The sequence below is a fragment of the Qipengyuania citrea genome (genome assembly GCF_009828015.1).
In the GTDB taxonomy this organism is placed as follows: Bacteria; Pseudomonadota; Alphaproteobacteria; order Sphingomonadales; family Sphingomonadaceae; genus Qipengyuania; species Qipengyuania citrea.
In genome coordinates this window covers 1,096,518-1,110,783 of the sequence record NZ_WTYG01000001.1, presented here as the reverse complement: position 1 = coordinate 1,110,783, position 14,266 = coordinate 1,096,518, and the positions used below count along the sequence as shown (strand labels likewise).

The 14,266-nt window shown below is 64.6% G+C and carries 17 protein-coding genes; 14 read left to right on the top strand and 3 right to left on the bottom strand.

What is annotated here, in order from left to right:
- The first annotated feature begins 105 nt into the window (after nt 1–105).
- From GRI55_RS05290 to GRI55_RS05275, 4 genes are read left to right on the top strand one after another with little or no spacing between them, the layout of a single operon-like run.
- Nucleotides 106–609, top strand: a complete 504-nt coding sequence (locus GRI55_RS05290) for an SspB family protein (RefSeq protein ID WP_050599636.1) — start codon at nt 106–108, stop codon at nt 607–609.
- Between the two features lie 36 nt (nt 610–645).
- Nucleotides 646–1,059 (top strand): hypothetical protein, encoded by a 414-nt coding sequence (locus tag GRI55_RS05285; protein WP_050599635.1) that lies wholly within the window; start codon nt 646–648, stop codon nt 1,057–1,059.
- Nucleotides 1,060–1,096: 37 nt separating this feature from the next.
- The gene (gene gmk, locus GRI55_RS05280) at nt 1,097–1,744 is read left to right on the top strand and encodes a guanylate kinase (protein WP_050599634.1); all 648 of its coding nucleotides are present in this window, start codon (nt 1,097–1,099) and stop codon (nt 1,742–1,744) included.
- A 13-nt stretch (nt 1,745–1,757) separates the two neighbouring features.
- Nucleotides 1,758–2,741, top strand: a complete 984-nt coding sequence (locus GRI55_RS05275) for a GGDEF domain-containing protein (protein WP_160766404.1) — start codon at nt 1,758–1,760, stop codon at nt 2,739–2,741.
- 40 nt (nt 2,742–2,781) lie between these two features.
- On the opposite strand, the gene GRI55_RS05270 is transcribed toward GRI55_RS05275, so the two are convergent.
- The 3 genes from GRI55_RS05270 to GRI55_RS05260 all read right to left on the bottom strand — a co-directional run bounded on the left by GRI55_RS05270 (nt 2,782) and on the right by GRI55_RS05260 (nt 6,026).
- On the bottom strand, nt 2,782–3,579 hold the full coding sequence (locus GRI55_RS05270) for an SDR family NAD(P)-dependent oxidoreductase (protein ID WP_050599632.1): 798 nt from the start codon (nt 3,577–3,579) through the stop codon (nt 2,782–2,784).
- A gap of 119 nt (nt 3,580–3,698) precedes the next feature.
- Nucleotides 3,699–4,838, bottom strand: coding sequence for an acyl-CoA dehydrogenase family protein (locus tag GRI55_RS05265; protein ID WP_160766403.1), 1,140 nt, complete (start codon nt 4,836–4,838; stop codon nt 3,699–3,701).
- Between the two features lie 3 nt (nt 4,839–4,841).
- Complete coding sequence (locus GRI55_RS05260; RefSeq protein ID WP_050599630.1) at nt 4,842–6,026, bottom strand: acyl-CoA dehydrogenase family protein; 1,185 nt, start codon at nt 6,024–6,026, stop codon at nt 4,842–4,844.
- A gap of 178 nt (nt 6,027–6,204) precedes the next feature.
- On the opposite strand from GRI55_RS05260, the gene GRI55_RS05255 reads away from it, so the two are divergent.
- The 10 genes from GRI55_RS05255 (at nt 6,205) to GRI55_RS05210 (ending at nt 14,262) form a co-directional block, all read left to right on the top strand.
- Nucleotides 6,205–7,065, top strand: coding sequence for an SDR family NAD(P)-dependent oxidoreductase (locus GRI55_RS05255; RefSeq protein ID WP_160766402.1), 861 nt, complete (start codon nt 6,205–6,207; stop codon nt 7,063–7,065).
- Complete coding sequence (locus tag GRI55_RS05250) at nt 7,065–8,546, top strand: MFS transporter (RefSeq protein ID WP_160766401.1); 1,482 nt, start codon at nt 7,065–7,067, stop codon at nt 8,544–8,546. Before GRI55_RS05255 ends, GRI55_RS05250 begins: the two co-directional genes overlap by 1 nt.
- Before the next feature lie 84 nt (nt 8,547–8,630).
- Nucleotides 8,631–9,965: an acyl-CoA dehydrogenase family protein gene (locus tag GRI55_RS05245; protein WP_050599627.1), complete on the top strand. Its 1,335-nt coding sequence runs from the start codon at nt 8,631–8,633 to the stop codon at nt 9,963–9,965.
- Nucleotides 9,965–11,050 carry a Zn-dependent alcohol dehydrogenase gene (locus tag GRI55_RS05240; protein WP_050599626.1) on the top strand — a complete coding sequence of 362 codons (1,086 nt, stop codon included), beginning with the start codon at nt 9,965–9,967 and terminating at the stop codon, nt 11,048–11,050. The genes GRI55_RS05245 and GRI55_RS05240 overlap by 1 nt, the downstream gene beginning before the upstream one ends.
- Nucleotides 11,050–12,129, top strand: a complete 1,080-nt coding sequence (locus GRI55_RS05235; RefSeq protein ID WP_063506661.1) for a phosphotransferase family protein — start codon at nt 11,050–11,052, stop codon at nt 12,127–12,129. Before GRI55_RS05240 ends, GRI55_RS05235 begins: the two co-directional genes overlap by 1 nt.
- A 49-nt stretch (nt 12,130–12,178) precedes the next feature.
- Entirely contained in the window at nt 12,179–13,003 is an 825-nt protein-coding gene (gene dapD, locus GRI55_RS05230; RefSeq protein WP_160766400.1) for a 2,3,4,5-tetrahydropyridine-2,6-dicarboxylate N-succinyltransferase, read from the top strand.
- Between the two features lie 82 nt (nt 13,004–13,085).
- Nucleotides 13,086–13,397 carry a hypothetical protein gene (locus GRI55_RS05225; RefSeq protein ID WP_050599623.1) on the top strand — a complete coding sequence of 104 codons (312 nt, stop codon included), beginning with the start codon at nt 13,086–13,088 and terminating at the stop codon, nt 13,395–13,397.
- Nucleotides 13,398–13,419: 22 nt separating this feature from the next.
- Nucleotides 13,420–13,647, top strand: coding sequence for a hypervirulence associated TUDOR domain-containing protein (locus tag GRI55_RS05220; RefSeq protein WP_050599622.1), 228 nt, complete (start codon nt 13,420–13,422; stop codon nt 13,645–13,647).
- Entirely contained in the window at nt 13,647–13,838 is a 192-nt protein-coding gene (locus GRI55_RS05215) for a DUF3008 family protein (RefSeq protein ID WP_050599621.1), read from the top strand. The genes GRI55_RS05220 and GRI55_RS05215 overlap by 1 nt, the downstream gene beginning before the upstream one ends.
- Nucleotides 13,819–14,262, top strand: a complete 444-nt coding sequence (locus tag GRI55_RS05210) for a DUF1810 domain-containing protein (protein WP_160766399.1) — start codon at nt 13,819–13,821, stop codon at nt 14,260–14,262. The genes GRI55_RS05215 and GRI55_RS05210 overlap by 20 nt, the downstream gene beginning before the upstream one ends.
- Nucleotides 14,263–14,266: the final 4 nt, after the last annotated feature.

Genomic DNA, 14,266 nt, shown 5'->3' with positions numbered 1-14,266 from the left:
GCTAGAGCGGCGCGCGCCAAGGCGCAAGAAAATGCACCTACGCGCAGGGTAAAGACCCGCTTAAACCGCTTGACCCCTGCGCCGCGCAGCGCCACCTAGCGACCCATGAGCGACGATACGCCCGACAGCCTGATCCCTTACGATTCCATCGTGCAGGAAGCCTTGCGTGCCGTGGTGGGCCGGGTCCTGGGCGAAATCGAACAGGGCGGCAGCGAACTGCCCGGTGCCCATCATTTCTACATCACCTTCAAGACCCACGCTCCCGGGGTCTCGGTTCCGGCAAGCCTGCGCGAACGCTTTCCCGACGAAATGACGATCGTGCTGCAGAACAAGTTCTGGAACCTGAACGTGCGCGACGATGGCTTTGCCGTCGGGCTGTCGTTCAACCAGGTCCCTGCCGAACTCGACATCCCCTATGCCGCGATCACGCAATTCGTCGATCCGGCGGTCGATTTCGGGCTGCAGTTCCAGGCCACCGTCGCCGACATGGCACCGGCGGAACCCGAACATCCCGAAAACGACGGGATGGAACTGGCAGATGGCGAACCCGTTGATGCTACTGAAGACGGCTCGAATGTCGTCACGGTCGATTTCGGCCGCAAGAAGTAAGGGTTCCAACCGAACCGCAGCCGACCGGGGGCACCAATGGTCAAACATGTTTCAACCTACGGCGCGAAGGCAGTCGACAAGGCGCGCGCCAAGACGCCGGGCAAGACCGAAGGCATGCCCGGCCCGACACACAATCCCGCCACCAATCTGATGGTCGCCGATGTCGCGATCCGCGCGGGATCCTACATCGCCCGGCGGGCGGTGGAAAAGGGCCTGCTGCGCGGCCGCTACGGCAAGGAAACCGCGCGCGAGATCGTTCGGAACAAGACGCTGGGCCAGACACTGGTCAGCTTCGGCCTGGCCAAGCTGGCGACCCGCAACCTGCCCGGCGCGCTTATCGTCGGCGGCGGGGCACTGGCCAAGACGCTGTACGATCGTCGGCGTAGCCGCAGTGCGCAGCGCCGCGAAGGCGACCGCGAACTGATCGAGCAGGCGCATCGCGACGACTGACCTTGATTTGTCCGACCCCGCTGTTTCATAGGCGTGCATGGCCGAATCCCAGACACCCACAAACAGGCTCGCCCGCCGCGGGCTGATGTTCATCCTGTCCTCGCCCAGCGGGGCGGGCAAGACGACCATATCGCGCATGCTGCTCGACGCCGATGACGAGATAAAGCTCTCGGTCAGCGTCACCACGCGGCCGCCCCGCGCGGGTGAAATCGACGGCGTGCACTATTATTTCGTCAGCGATGCCGAATTCGACCGGATGGTCGAGGAAGACGATTTCTACGAATGGGCCCCGGTCTTCGGCCACCGTTACGGCACCCCCAAGGGGCGCATCCGCAACGCGCTGAAGGAAGGACAGGACTTCCTGTTCGATATCGACTGGCAGGGCACGCAGCAGCTGTTCCAGAAGGACCAGCAGGACGTGGTGCGCGTGTTCATCCTGCCCCCCACCATCGCCGAGCTCGAACGGCGCCTGCGCGGGCGCGGCACCGACAGCGACGAGGTAATCGCTGCACGGATGGAGCGTGCGCGCGCCGAAATCAGCCACTGGGACGCCTATGACTATGTCGTCATTAATGAAGACGTCGACAGCTGCTTCGCCAAGGTGCGCGAAATCCTCGATGCGGAGCGGACCAAGCGCCAGCGGCAGACGGGGCTGATCCCCTTCGTGCGCGAACTCATGGCCTGAGGCAGCGGGACTGATGGCGATGTCCACCACCAAGCTGGATGACGGGGCGAAGACGCTGGCCTTCCTGGCCAGCCACCGCCTCGCCGCGACGCCGCAGAACTACACGCTCGCCTATATTGCGCTGAACGATCCCGGATCGCCGATCGGCCGCGCGGTCGCGCAGATCATCTCCGATGGCTACCGCATCAAGCAGGATGAAGCCGACGACATCCTCGAAGCGCACAGCACGACGACGTTTTTCGGGGCCTATGACAGCAAGAACGGCGAACTGAGCGCGCATCTGCGGCACCAGTCGCTCAAGCTCAGTGAACTGGCTTCCTCGGCGGCGGATGCGACCGGCACCTTCGCCCGCGAACTGAGCGAGGAAGCGCAGGCCGATCCCGCGGGTACGGGCGACACGTCCTCGATCGTCGCGCGGATGATCGAACATTCGCTCCACGCGCAATCGCAGCTGACCGCGGCGATGGACGAGGTCAGGGCGCTGCGCGAAGAGCTGGAGGCGGCGCGCAACGATGCGCAGCGCGACGAGCTGACCGGCCTTGCCAACCGCCGCGCGATCGACGCGCATCTGGCCGAACTGGCGGAAAAAGGCGATGCGCGGGTCATCGCGCTGGTCGACATCGACAATTTCAAGTCGGTCAACGACCGCTACGGCCACGGCGTCGGCGACCGCGTGATCAAGCTGGTCGCCTCGACGCTCGAAGATGCCTGCGCGCCGCAATTCGTGGGCCGCTGGGGCGGCGAGGAATTCATCGTGGTGATGCCCTCGAGCGACCTGGCGGCGGTGGTGAAACGCCTCAATCAGGCGCGGGCCACGCTGGCCGATACCGAATTCAAACTGCGCGAGACCGACGAACCGATGGGGCTGATCTCCTTCTCGGGCGGGGTCGCGCTGGCACTCGGCGCGGGCGATGCCAACGCCGCGGCGTTGCGACAGGCGGACAAGGCGCTCTATCGCGCCAAGGCCGCGGGCCGCAACTGCATCCTCAGCGCCTGATCCGCCGCCCCCGGCACCGGGCCGGAGGCGGCAGCACCGGTCAGCTCGGTTCGGCGAAGTGGCTCGGCAGCAGCGCGTTGACGATCCCGCCATCGACGGTCAGCGTTTCGCCGATCGTGTAATCGCCCGCACGGCTGGCGAGATAGACGGCGGTGCCGCCCATGTCGAACTTGTCGCCCACGCGCTTCGAGGGAATGCCCGCTGCGCTCGCATCCTCGTGATCGCGCGCCGCGCGGTTCATGTTCGACGGGAAAGCGCCAGGCGCCAGGCTGGTGACATAGACGTGATCCTTGACCAGCCGCGCCGCCATGCGCCGCGTCAAATGGATCAGCGCGGCCTTCGACGCCTGGTAGCTGTAGGTTTCCCACGGATTGACCCGCTGGCCGTCGATCGAGGTGATGTTGATCACCTTGCCCGGCTTGTCCGCGCTGGCCCCGGCCGTCAGCAGCTTGTGCAGCTTCTGCGTCAGGAAGAACGGCGTCTTGACGTTGAGGTCCATGACCTTGTCCCAGCCGGCTTCGGGGAATTCGAGATAGTCGACACCCCAGGCCGCGCCGGCATTGTTGACGAGAATGTCGAGCTGGCTTTCGCGGCCCGACAATTCCTCGACCAGCGCCTCGATCCCCTCAATGGTGGACAGGTCTCCCTGAATGCCGATCACCTTGTCGCCCAGCTCGGCGCAGGTTTCCTCGATTTCATTGATCTTGCGCGCGCTGATATAGACGCGGTCGATGCCCGCGGCGAGGAAGCCCTCGACGATCATCTTGCCAATTCCGCGGCTGCCGCCGGTGACCAGGGCGACGCGCCCCTTGAGGCTGAACAGGTCTTCTAGGTTCATTTAATTCTCTCCCACTTCAGTCATTGCGAGGAGCCGAAGGCGACGCGGCAATCGATCGTGCCGCTCCCTGGATTGCTTCGCTCCCCACCCAATGACCGGGTTTGGTGCTGGTTCTGGTTCTAGTAGCCGCTGAGCTCCGCGACGCGCCCGGCGTGGTAATACTGGTCGCCGAGGAATTCCTGCAGCGCGCGGTCCCGCTTCATGTACAGGCCGATATCGTATTCGTCGGTCATGCCGATACCGCCATGCATCTGGACGCCCTCGCGCACTGCGAGCCCCGCGACCTTGGCGACCTTGGCCTTGGCGACCGAGGCCATCAGATCGGCGCGCTCGCTGCCACCGTCGACCAGTTGCGCCGCCTTGACAGTGACTGCCCGGGCGATCTCGACTTCGGAATAGAGGTGCGCGGCGCGGTGCTGCAGCGCCTGAAATTCGCCGATGACCTTGCCGAACTGCTTGCGCTGCTTGAGGTAATCGACGGTCATGTCCATCGCCCCCCCGGCCACGCCGACACCTTCGGCAGCCGAGCCGACGCGGCCCGCCACCAGCATGGCATCGAGCACGGCGCGGCCGCCGTCGACTTCGCCGATCACGGCATCGCCGTCGAGTTCGACATTGTCGAAAGTGACATGGCTGGCCATCGAACTGTCGACCAGGCGTACGCTGTCGTGGCTCATGCCGGCGGCGTCCTGCGGCACGGCAAAGAGCGTGACGCCGTCCGTGTCGCTATCACTGCCCGAGGTGCGCGCAGCAACGACGATCATCTCGCTGCTGGCACCGTAGAGAACGAAGTCCTTGCGGCCCGACAGCTTGAACCCGTTGCCCGACTTTTCCGCGCGGCAGCCGATCCGTTCGGGGCGGTGCTTGGCGCCTTCGTCGATCGCTACGCCATAGACTTTCTCGCCCGAAACCAGCCCGGGCAGCCAGCGGCCCTTCACGTCGTTGCTGCCATGCTTGAGCGCGGTGGCGGCCAGCACGGAGGAGGACATGAATGGCGACGGCGTCAGGTTGCGGCCGATCTGCTCGAGCACGATATTGGCTTCGACCTGGCCCATGCCGAGCCCGCCATCGTCTTCGTCCACGAGCATTCCCGCGAAGCCCATTTCGGCGAATTGCTGCCACAGCGCATGGCCGAAACCATCCTTGCAGTCGCGGTCGCGCCAATGGCGCAGCTGGTTCTTGATCGAGCCTTCCTCGGCCATGAACTGGCCAGCGGTATCGGCCAGCATCGCCTGGTCATCATCATAGTAAAGAGGCATCGATCAGGCTCCCGGAAGCTCGAGGATTCGTTTGGAAATGACGTTCAGCATGACTTCGGACGTGCCGCCCTCGATGCTGTTGGCCTTGGTCCGCAGCCAGTTGCGCGCCGGCTTGCCGCCGTCGGTTTCCTCGCTGGTCCATTCGAGCGCGGTCGATCCGCCCGCTGCCATCATCAGTTCGTGGCGCCGCTTGTTGAGCTCGGTGCCGGCGTATTTCATCATGTTCGGCTGTGCGGGGTGCGCCTTGCCGACCTTGACCTCGTCGAGGAACTTCTCGCCCATCGCGCCATAGGCCAGCGCATCGACGTCGAACTGTGCCAGCTCGGCGCGCAGCACGGGATCGATTTCGCCGTTGGAGCGCGTCAGCGCCGCGCCGATCGTCCCGGTGTTGCCGCCATCGGCACCCGAGATCATCTCGCGTTCGTGGCCGAGCAGGTATTTCGCCACGTCCCAGCCGCGGTTCACCTCGCCGACCTGGGCGGGCACGTCTTCACCATAGCTCTTGGGCACCTTCACATCGTCGAAGAAGGTTTCGCAGAACGGGCTGTTGCCGCTGATCAGCAGGATCGGCTTGGTCGCCACGCCTTCGCTGGCCATGTCGTAGAGCATGAAGGTGATGCCCTGGTACTTGTTGTCCTTGTCGGTGCGAACGAGGCAGAAGATCCAGTCGGCCTTGTCGGCATAGGAAGTCCACACCTTCTGGCCGTTGACCACCCAGTGATCGCCCTTGTCCTCGCCATAGGTCTGCAGCGAGACCAGGTCCGATCCCGAGCCGGGTTCCGAATAGCCCTGGCACCAGCGGATTTCGCCGCGGGCGATTTCATTGAGGAAGCGCTGTTTCTGGCCTTCGGTGCCGAAATGCAGCAGTGCCGGGCCGAGCATCCAGATGCCGAAGCTGGACAGCGGCGGACGCGCCTTGATTGCAGCCATTTCCTCGCGCAGCACCTTGGCCTGCGCCGGCGTCAGCCCCGCCCCGCCATATTCCTTGGGCCATGCGGGAACCGTGTAGCCCTTCTCGACGCAGGCATCGAACCAGGCCTTTTGCGCATCGTTCTTGAAGGTGGCGTTGCGGCCGCCCCAGTAGATGTCGTCCTCGTCCTTGACGGGCTGGCGCATTTCGGGCGGGCAATTGGCTTCGAGCCATGCGCGCGTTTCCGCGCGGAAGGCTTGCAGGTCGCTGTCGGACATTGGCCGAATCCTCTCTTTTTAAAGCAGCGGTATGTTGACGCTTACGTTAGGGTGATTCGGCCCGACTGCGCAAGGGCAGTCGAAACCTGCCCTATTGCCGTAACGTCAGCCGGAATTCGTTGACGCCTTGCCATGCTGCCCTAAGCTGGCAGGCAAGAAATTCGGGGAGAGAGTAGGGATGCGATTCTTGGACAAGACGGTCATCGTCACCGGTGCCGCATCGGGTATCGGCGCCGCCGCCACCGCCCTGTTCGCCGGCGAGGGCGCGACCGTCTTCGCCAGCGACATCGATGTTGCGGGCGGCGAGAAACTGGCCCGCGAAACGCCGGGCGACGTCCGTTTCGTCGAGTGCGACGTCTGCGATCCCGCGGCGATCAAGGCGCTGATGGACCATGCGGCGCAAGACACCGGCGGCATCGATACGCTGTTCAACAATGCCGGGGCGGGCGGCGCCCGCGAAAGCATCGCCGAGATCGAACCCGAAGCCTGGGACCGGACGATGGACCTGCTGCTGCGGTCGGTCGCGATGGGGATCCGCTACGCCGTCCCGCATATGAAAGGGCGCAAGGGAGCCAGCATCGTTAACGTCTCCAGCGTCGCGGCAGTCGGTCCGGGCTATTCCCCAACGACCTATGCCGTCGCCAAGGCCGGCGTGCTGCACCTCACCAAATGCGCCGCGACCGACCTGGCGCAATACGGCATCCGCGTGAATGCGGTGCAGCCGGGCTTCATCAACACCAACATCTTCACTGCGACGATGGACATTCCCGATGCCGCGAAGGAACAGGCCAAGGCGATGATCGCGCAGATGTCGTCGAACGCGCAGCCGGTGGCGCGCGGCGGCCAGTCCGACGATATCGCCCAGGCGGTCGCCTTTCTCGCCAGCGAGCAGGCCGGCTTCATGACCGGCGCCTCGATGGTGGTCGATGGCGGTATCACGCTGGGGCCGCGGCATAGCTGGGATCCGGAGGAAGCCGGTGCATTCGAAGCGCTGATGGCGCTCGAAGAACAGGTCAAGGCGGCACAGCAAAACGCCTGATGCCTTTCGTCACGGGCCCCCTTCCGCAGCGCCTCAAGCTGGTCCACGGCTTCGGTGCCGTCGCCTTCGGGGTCAAGGACAGCGGTTTCAGTTTCTTCCTGCTGCCGTTCTACAATCTGGTGCTGGGGGTCGATGCCAGCACCGTGGGCGCGGCGCTGGCCGCCGCGCTGGTGATCGACGCACTCGTCGATCCGCTGATCGGGCATCTGTCCGACCGCACCTATACGAAATGGGGCCGGCGGCTGCCGTGGCTGTATCTGGCACCGTGGCCGCTGGCGCTGGTGTGGACCATGCTGTGGTCCCCGCCCTTCACGGGCACCCCCGGTTTCTGGGATATCGTCGCGCTGGCGGTGGGCGTGCGGCTGCTGCTGTCGGCCTGCGAAGTCCCCTCGGTCAGCCTAGTGCCCGAGATCACCGACGATTACGACGATCGCACCACGCTGTTCCGCTACCGCTTCCTGTCGGGCTGGCTCGGCGGACTGCTGATGATGGTGCTGACCTTCACCGTGTTCCTGCCCACCCCGCAATCGCAGCTGCAGCCCGAAGGCTATGCCAGCTACGGCCTGTTCGGCGCGGCGCTGATCGCGCTGTCGGTGATCGGTTCGGCCGCGGCGCAGCACCGCATCGTCGCGCAGCTGCCCGAACGGCGGCCCCCGCCCTTTTCGATCACCGGCGCTTTTGCGGAAATCTTCGATGCCTTCCGCGAGAAGGCCTTCGTCATTTTCGCGCTGGGCGGGCTGGCGGCCTATGTGCTGCAGGGCATGACGTTCTCGATCACGCAATATGTGAATCTCTACGTCTGGCAGTTCTCCGAACTCGCCTTCCAGCTCTATCCCGCGGTGCTGTTCCTGTCGGTCGTGCTGATGTTCGTGATTGTCGGGCCGCTCCACCGCCGGTGGGGTAAGCCCAAATCGGCAGCGCTGGGCGCATTGGTCGGACTGGCGTTCTATTGCAGCCCCTATGTGTTCTATCTCGCGGGGGCCTGGCCCACCGTGGGCACCACCGCCTCGACCGCGCTGCTCTATGGCTTTCTCGTCTGCGCCAACACCGCCAGCGTGGTGGCGATCATTTCGGCCACGTCGATGGTTGCCGAAATCGTCGAGGCCTTCGAGGAGCGCACCGGGCAGCGCGCCGAAGGTACGTTCTACGCGGGCAACTGGCTGGTGCAGAAATGCGCCACCGGCGGCGGCATCCTGCTCACCAGCCTGATCGTGCAATCGATCGATCTCGCGCCCGGCACGCCGCAGACCGAGGTTGCGCCCGAAACGGTTCGCCAGCTCGTGTGGCTGTTCATGCTGGCGGCCACGGTACTCGCCTCTATCGCTGCCTTCTGGCTGGCCCGCTTCCCGATCTCGCGCGAGCAGCATGAAGCGCGCGTCGCCGCCCGGCGCGGCCGCCCGGCCCCGCCTGCCCCCGCCACCGCAGACCCGCTCGACCAGGCAGTCCGCGCAGACCCCGATGCCCACACGATAACACCCTAGAGCTGCGGCGGGGGACTTGGCTTGGAGCGATCCTTATGCCAGTTTCACGGCGCAACCGAATTGAGAGAGAAGAGGACAGACACGATGGATTTCCAACCGACAGAACGGCAAGCATACTGGCGCGACCGGGTGAAGAATTTCATCGACGATCATATCCGTCCCGCCGTGCCGACCTACAAGCAGCAGGACGCCGAAGGCGAACGCTGGAAGGTCATTCCCGTGGTCGAGGAACTCAAGGCGAAGGCCAAGAAGGAAGGGATCTGGAACCTCTTCATGCCGCCGCGCAATGACGGCCATCACCATGTCGAGGAAAGCTTCGAATTCGAAGGCCCCGGCCTGACCAATCTCGAATACGCGCTCTGCGCCGAGGAAATGGGCCGCATCGGCTTCGCCTCGGAGGTGTTCAACTGCTCCGCGCCCGACACCGGCAATATGGAAGTGTTTCATCGCTACGGGACGCGCGCGCAGAAGGACAAGTGGCTGACCCCGCTGATGAACGGCGAGATCCGTTCGGCCTTCCTGATGACCGAACCCTATACCGCCAGTTCGGACGCCACGAATATCGAATGCCGAATCGAACGCGACGGCGACGAATATGTCATCAACGGCCGCAAATGGTGGTCGTCGGGCGTCGGCGATCCGCGTTGCAAGGTCGCGATCGTCATGGGCAAGACCGATTTCTCGGCTGGTCGCCATGCCGCGCAGTCGATGATCCTGATGCCGATGGACGCGCCGGGCGTGAACATCCTGCGCCACCTGCCGGTGTTCGGCTATGACGATGCGCCGCACGGCCACATGGAAGTCGAACTCAAGGACGTGCGCGTGCCCGTCGACAACATGCTGCTGGGCGAAGGCCGCGGCTTCGAGATCGCGCAGGGCCGCCTCGGGCCGGGCCGTATCCACCACTGCATGCGCACCATCGGCGTGGCCGAGGAAGCGCTGCACAAGATGTGCAAGCGGCTGCAGGAACGCGAAGCTTTCGGCAAGCCGATCTACAAGCACTCGGTCTGGGAAGAGCGCGTGGCGCAGGCGCGGATCGATATCGACATGACCCGCCTGCTGTGCCTCAAGGCCGCGGACATGATGGATACGGTCGGCAACAAGGCTGCCAAGCAGGAAATCGCCATGATCAAGGTGCAGGCACCCAACATGGCGCTGCGCATCATCGACAATGCGATCCAGGCGCATGGCGGCGGCGGCGTGAGCGACGATTACGGTCTCGCCAATGCCTATGCCCACCAGCGTACGCTGCGGCTGGCCGATGGCCCCGACGAAGTCCACGCCCGCTCGATCGCGCGGATGGAGTTTGCCAAGCACCTGCCCGAGGAAGGCCCCAGCGCCAACGCACTGCGCGATGGCAAGGCCCCGAGCCCGGGCAATGCCAATCTCAGCTCGGGCGACATGGGAGCGACGCGCTGATGGCCAAGGCGGCAATCCTCGAGCAGGTCGGCGGCCTCACCATCGGTGAGGTCGAGCTGGCCGATCCCGCCCCGCACGAAGTGCTGATCGATACCAAGGCCTGCGGCCTGTGTCATTCGGACCTGCATTTCATCGACGGCGCCTATCCGCACCCGCTGCCGGCCATTCCGGGCCACGAGGCGGCGGGCGTGGTGCGCGCGGTCGGCAGCGAGGTGAAAACGGTCAAGCCGGGCGACCACGTGGTCTCCTGCCTGTCCGCCTTCTGCGGCCATTGCGAGTTCTGCGTGACCGGGCGGATGGCCCTGTGCCTCGGCGGCGATACCCGCCGGGCGCAGACCGCCGCGCCGCGCATCACACGCAATGGCGGCGAGCCCGTTGCGCAAATGCTCAACCTGTCGGCGTTTGCCGAGCAGATGCTGATCCACGAACATGCCTGCGTCGCGATCGACAAGGACATGCCGCTCGACCGCGCGGCCATTATCGGCTGCGCAGTGACCACCGGGGCAGGCGCGATCTTCAACGCCTGCTCGGTCGTGCCCGGCGAAACCGTCGCGGTCATCGGCTGCGGCGGCGTGGGGCTGGCGACGATCAATGCCGCCAAGATCGCCGGTGCGGGCAAGGTCATCGCGATCGATCCGCTGGCGGAAAAGCGCCAGCTGGCCGAAGTGCTGGGCGCAACGCATACGGTCGACGCCATGGCCGACGATGCGGTCGAACAGGTGATGAAGATCACCGGCGGCGGCGTACATCACGCGATCGAGGCGGTCGGACGTCAGGCATCCGCCGACCTCGCGGTCAAGGTGCTGCGCCGCGGCGGCACCGCGACGATCCTCGGCATGATGCCGCTCGACTGCAAGGTCGGGCTGGGCGCGATGGATCTGCTGTCGGGCAAGAAGCTGCAGGGCGCGATCATGGGGATGAACCACTTCCCCGTCGACCTGCCGCGGCTGGTCGATTTCTACATGCGCGGCCTGCTCGATCTCGACACGATCATTGCCGAACGCATCCCGCTGGAAAAGATCAACGAAGGCTTCGAGAAGATGAAACAGGGCACTTCGGCCCGCAGCGTGGTGGTGTTCGACTGATGGCGGAAGACCAACCCATCGATTTCGACAAGGAGATGGTCGGCACGGTCGCAGTGCCCGAGGCCGACCAGCTCGACCTTGCTGCACTCACGGCCTGGTTCGAAGCCAATGTCGACGGCTTTTCCGGGCCTATCAGCTACACCAAGTTCAAGGGTGGGCAGTCGAACCCGACCTATCGCATCGACACGCCGGACCGCAGCTACGTGCTGCGCCGCCAGCCTTTCGGCAAGCTGCTGCCCAGCGCACATGCGGTCGACCGCGAATACAAGGCGATGCACGCGCTCGGCCCGACCGGCTTCCCCGTGCCCAAGACCTATGGCCTGTGCGAGGATCCCGGGGTCATCGGTAGCAAGTTCTTCGTCATGGGTCTCGCCGACGGGCGGTCCTTGTGGAACGGCTCGCTGCCCAACAACACGCCCGAGGAACGCCGCGCGATCTACAATGCGATGATTGACACCTTTGCCGATCTGCACCTGAAGGATCCCGAGGCGATCGGACTGGGCGATTACGGCAAGCCGACCGATTACTGCGCGCGGCAGATCAGCCGCTGGTCGAAACAGTACAAGCTGTCCGAGACCGAGCACATGCCGCAGATGGAACGGCTGATCGAATGGCTGCCCCAGACGATCCCGCCGCAGCACGAATCCAGCGTGGTCCATGGCGATTACCGGCTCGACAACATGATCTTCCACAAGACCGAGAACCGCGTGATCGCGGTGCTCGACTGGGAGCTGTCGACGCTGGGCGATCCGATCGCCGACTTCAGCTATCTCATGCTCAACTGGCACAACCCGCACGATGGCCGCGCGGGCCTGCTCGGCCTCGATCTCGCAGAGCTGGGCATCCCGACGCAGGACGAGGCGGTCGAACGCTATGTCGCGCGTACCGGCTATCCGGTGCCGCCGATGGACTGGTACTTCGCCTACAACCTCTTCCGCCTGGCGGGCATCATGCAGGGCATCAAGAAGCGCGTTATCGATGGCACAGCTTCGAGCGCGCATGCCAAGTCGATGTCCGAACGCGTCGCCCCGCTGGTAGAGCGCGCCTATCACTTCGCCAAGGAAGCGGGGATGGACTAGCGCAGCGGGACTGCTAACGAGCGCTCCGTAACATCAAACGGAGACCAGCATGAGCGCCGACCTCGAAAGCCGCATCACCGCCGCGTGGGAAGACCGCGCCAATGTCACGCCGCAGAGCGCGGATGTGCGCGAGGCGGTCGAAGCGGCGCTGGGCATGCTCGACAGCGGTGAGGGCCGCGTGGCCGAGCCCGACGGCAAGGGCGGCTGGACGGTCAACCAGTGGCTCAAGAAGGCGGTGCTGCTGAGCTTCCGGCTCAACGACAACCGCGTGATGGATGGCGGCAGCGCCGGCCATCCGGCGTTCGACAAGGTGCCGAGCAAGTTTGCCGGCTGGGACGATGCGGCTTTCCGCGCAGCAGGCTTTCGCGTGGTGCCCGGCGCGGTCGCCCGCGAAGGCGCTTATATCGCGCCCGGCTGCGTGCTGATGCCGAGTTTCGTCAACATCGGCGCCTATGTCGGCAAAGGCACGATGGTCGATACCTGGGCCAGCATCGGCAGCTGCGCGCAGATCGGTGAGAACTGCCATATCTCCGCCGGCGCAGGCATTGGCGGCGTGCTCGAACCGATGCAGGCCAACCCGACGATCATCGGCGACAATTGCTTCATCGGCGCGCGCAGCGAAATCGTCGAAGGCGTGATCGTCGGCGAAGGCAGCGTCGTGGCGATGGGGGTCTTCATCACCCAGTCGACCAAGATCGTCTACCGCGACACCGGAGAGGTCATCCGCGGCCACATCCCGCCCTATTCGGTCGTCGTACCCGGTACCATGCCCGACAAGGACGCCGGCCCCGGCCTCGCCTGCGCCGTCATCGTCAAGACGGTGGACGCGCAGACCCGCGAAAAAACCGGAATCAACGAACTGCTGCGCGACTGAGCCGCCGGAACATTCGCCCCGACAAAGCGTAAATCTCCCAGATACACGCGGGATCGCGTAATTTTTCAGGGAGTAAAGCTCGATGCACAAGCAAGGCGAAGAAGTTCACGTCACCGACACCGAAGCAAGTGGCGGTTCGAAAGAGGGCGTGGTGCGCTGGGTACTGGCGGGCGGATTGCTGCTGGCAATCTTGTTGCTGTCGGTCACGTGGATCGTGCCTGCCCTGTCGACCGGCGATGTCGAGGAAGAGGGCACCGTCAGCGGCCAGATCTCGTCGATGGAAGGTGAAGGTGACGACACCGACAGCATCGTGACCGATCTTGGCGACGATCAGGTGGCTACCCCCGGCGACCAGGTCACCACCGAAGACGGGCTCGAAGTCGTCGAGAATTGATCGCACGCCAGGGAGAGTTCGCATGAGCAATCCGAACAGCTACCAGACCGACCAGTATGTCGAATGGAACTGGGGTAACGGCAAGGGCAAGGGTCAGGTGAAGGAGCGTTTCGAACGCGAGGTCACCCGTACCCTGCAAGGAACCGAAGTCACCAAGGACGGCGACGAGGACAACCCCGCCTATCTCATCAAACAGGACGACGGCGACGAAGTGCTGAAACGCGGTTCCGAACTGTCGGCGCAAGACTGATGCCTGCACAATCCAAAGCCCAACAACGTGCCGCCGGAGCGGCGCTTTCTGCCAAGCGGGGCGACACCAAGGTGTCCGAACTGCAGGGCGCGTCGAAACAGATGTACGATTCGATGAGCGAGGACGAGCTCGAGGATTACGCATCCACCGATCTCGACGGCTTGCCCGAGCATGTCGACGACGACGATTGACCGTGACCGGTTCGGCCATTTCCTGAACGCTCAAGACGGCGGCGTTTGGGAACGCGCGCTCGATGAACTGCGCCGCGGCACGAAGACGGGTCACTGGATGTGGTTCGTCTTCCCGCAGATTGTCGGTCTCGGCTCAAGCGAGATGGCACGCGCCTTCGCGCTGGCAAACGCCGACGAAGCCGCTGCCTATTTTGCGCACCCTGTGCTCGGCCACCGGCTGCTGGAGGCAAGCCAGGCCATGCTCGGCCACGCAGCGGCCATGTCCGCCGCGGAGATCCTTGGCCCGGTTGATACGCTCAAGCTCCGCAGCTCGATGACATTGTTCGAAGCCGCCGGATCGGGCGAGGACGCGCACGTCTTCCGTGCTGCGCTAGACCGGTTCTTCGATGGCAAGCGTGACGAGCTGACGCTCGCCAGGCTCTAGTTAT

Excerpts from the sequence above, each read along its gene's own strand:
- GRI55_RS05265 (WP_160766403.1), bottom strand. The coding sequence starts at position 4,838 with ATGCCTCTTTACTATGATGATGACCAGGCGATGCTGGCCGATACCGCT.
- gmk (WP_050599634.1), top strand. The coding sequence starts at position 1,097 with ATGGCCGAATCCCAGACACCCACAAACAGGCTCGCCCGCCGCGGGCTG.
- GRI55_RS05220 (WP_050599622.1), top strand. The coding sequence starts at position 13,420 with ATGAGCAATCCGAACAGCTACCAGACCGACCAGTATGTCGAATGGAAC.
- GRI55_RS05290 (WP_050599636.1), top strand. The coding sequence starts at position 106 with ATGAGCGACGATACGCCCGACAGCCTGATCCCTTACGATTCCATCGTG.
- GRI55_RS05245 (WP_050599627.1), top strand. The coding sequence starts at position 8,631 with ATGGATTTCCAACCGACAGAACGGCAAGCATACTGGCGCGACCGGGTG.
- GRI55_RS05225 (WP_050599623.1), top strand. The coding sequence starts at position 13,086 with ATGCACAAGCAAGGCGAAGAAGTTCACGTCACCGACACCGAAGCAAGT.
- GRI55_RS05215 (WP_050599621.1), top strand. The coding sequence starts at position 13,647 with ATGCCTGCACAATCCAAAGCCCAACAACGTGCCGCCGGAGCGGCGCTT.
- GRI55_RS05275 (WP_160766404.1), top strand. The coding sequence starts at position 1,758 with ATGGCGATGTCCACCACCAAGCTGGATGACGGGGCGAAGACGCTGGCC.
- GRI55_RS05285 (WP_050599635.1), top strand. The coding sequence starts at position 646 with ATGGTCAAACATGTTTCAACCTACGGCGCGAAGGCAGTCGACAAGGCG.
- GRI55_RS05260 (WP_050599630.1), bottom strand. The coding sequence starts at position 6,026 with ATGTCCGACAGCGACCTGCAAGCCTTCCGCGCGGAAACGCGCGCATGG.
- GRI55_RS05270 (WP_050599632.1), bottom strand. The coding sequence starts at position 3,579 with ATGAACCTAGAAGACCTGTTCAGCCTCAAGGGGCGCGTCGCCCTGGTC.
- GRI55_RS05240 (WP_050599626.1), top strand. The coding sequence starts at position 9,965 with ATGGCCAAGGCGGCAATCCTCGAGCAGGTCGGCGGCCTCACCATCGGT.
- GRI55_RS05250 (WP_160766401.1), top strand. The coding sequence starts at position 7,065 with ATGCCTTTCGTCACGGGCCCCCTTCCGCAGCGCCTCAAGCTGGTCCAC.
- GRI55_RS05255 (WP_160766402.1), top strand. The coding sequence starts at position 6,205 with ATGCGATTCTTGGACAAGACGGTCATCGTCACCGGTGCCGCATCGGGT.
- GRI55_RS05210 (WP_160766399.1), top strand. The coding sequence starts at position 13,819 with ATGTCGACGACGACGATTGACCGTGACCGGTTCGGCCATTTCCTGAAC.
- dapD (WP_160766400.1), top strand. The coding sequence starts at position 12,179 with ATGAGCGCCGACCTCGAAAGCCGCATCACCGCCGCGTGGGAAGACCGC.
- GRI55_RS05235 (WP_063506661.1), top strand. The coding sequence starts at position 11,050 with ATGGCGGAAGACCAACCCATCGATTTCGACAAGGAGATGGTCGGCACG.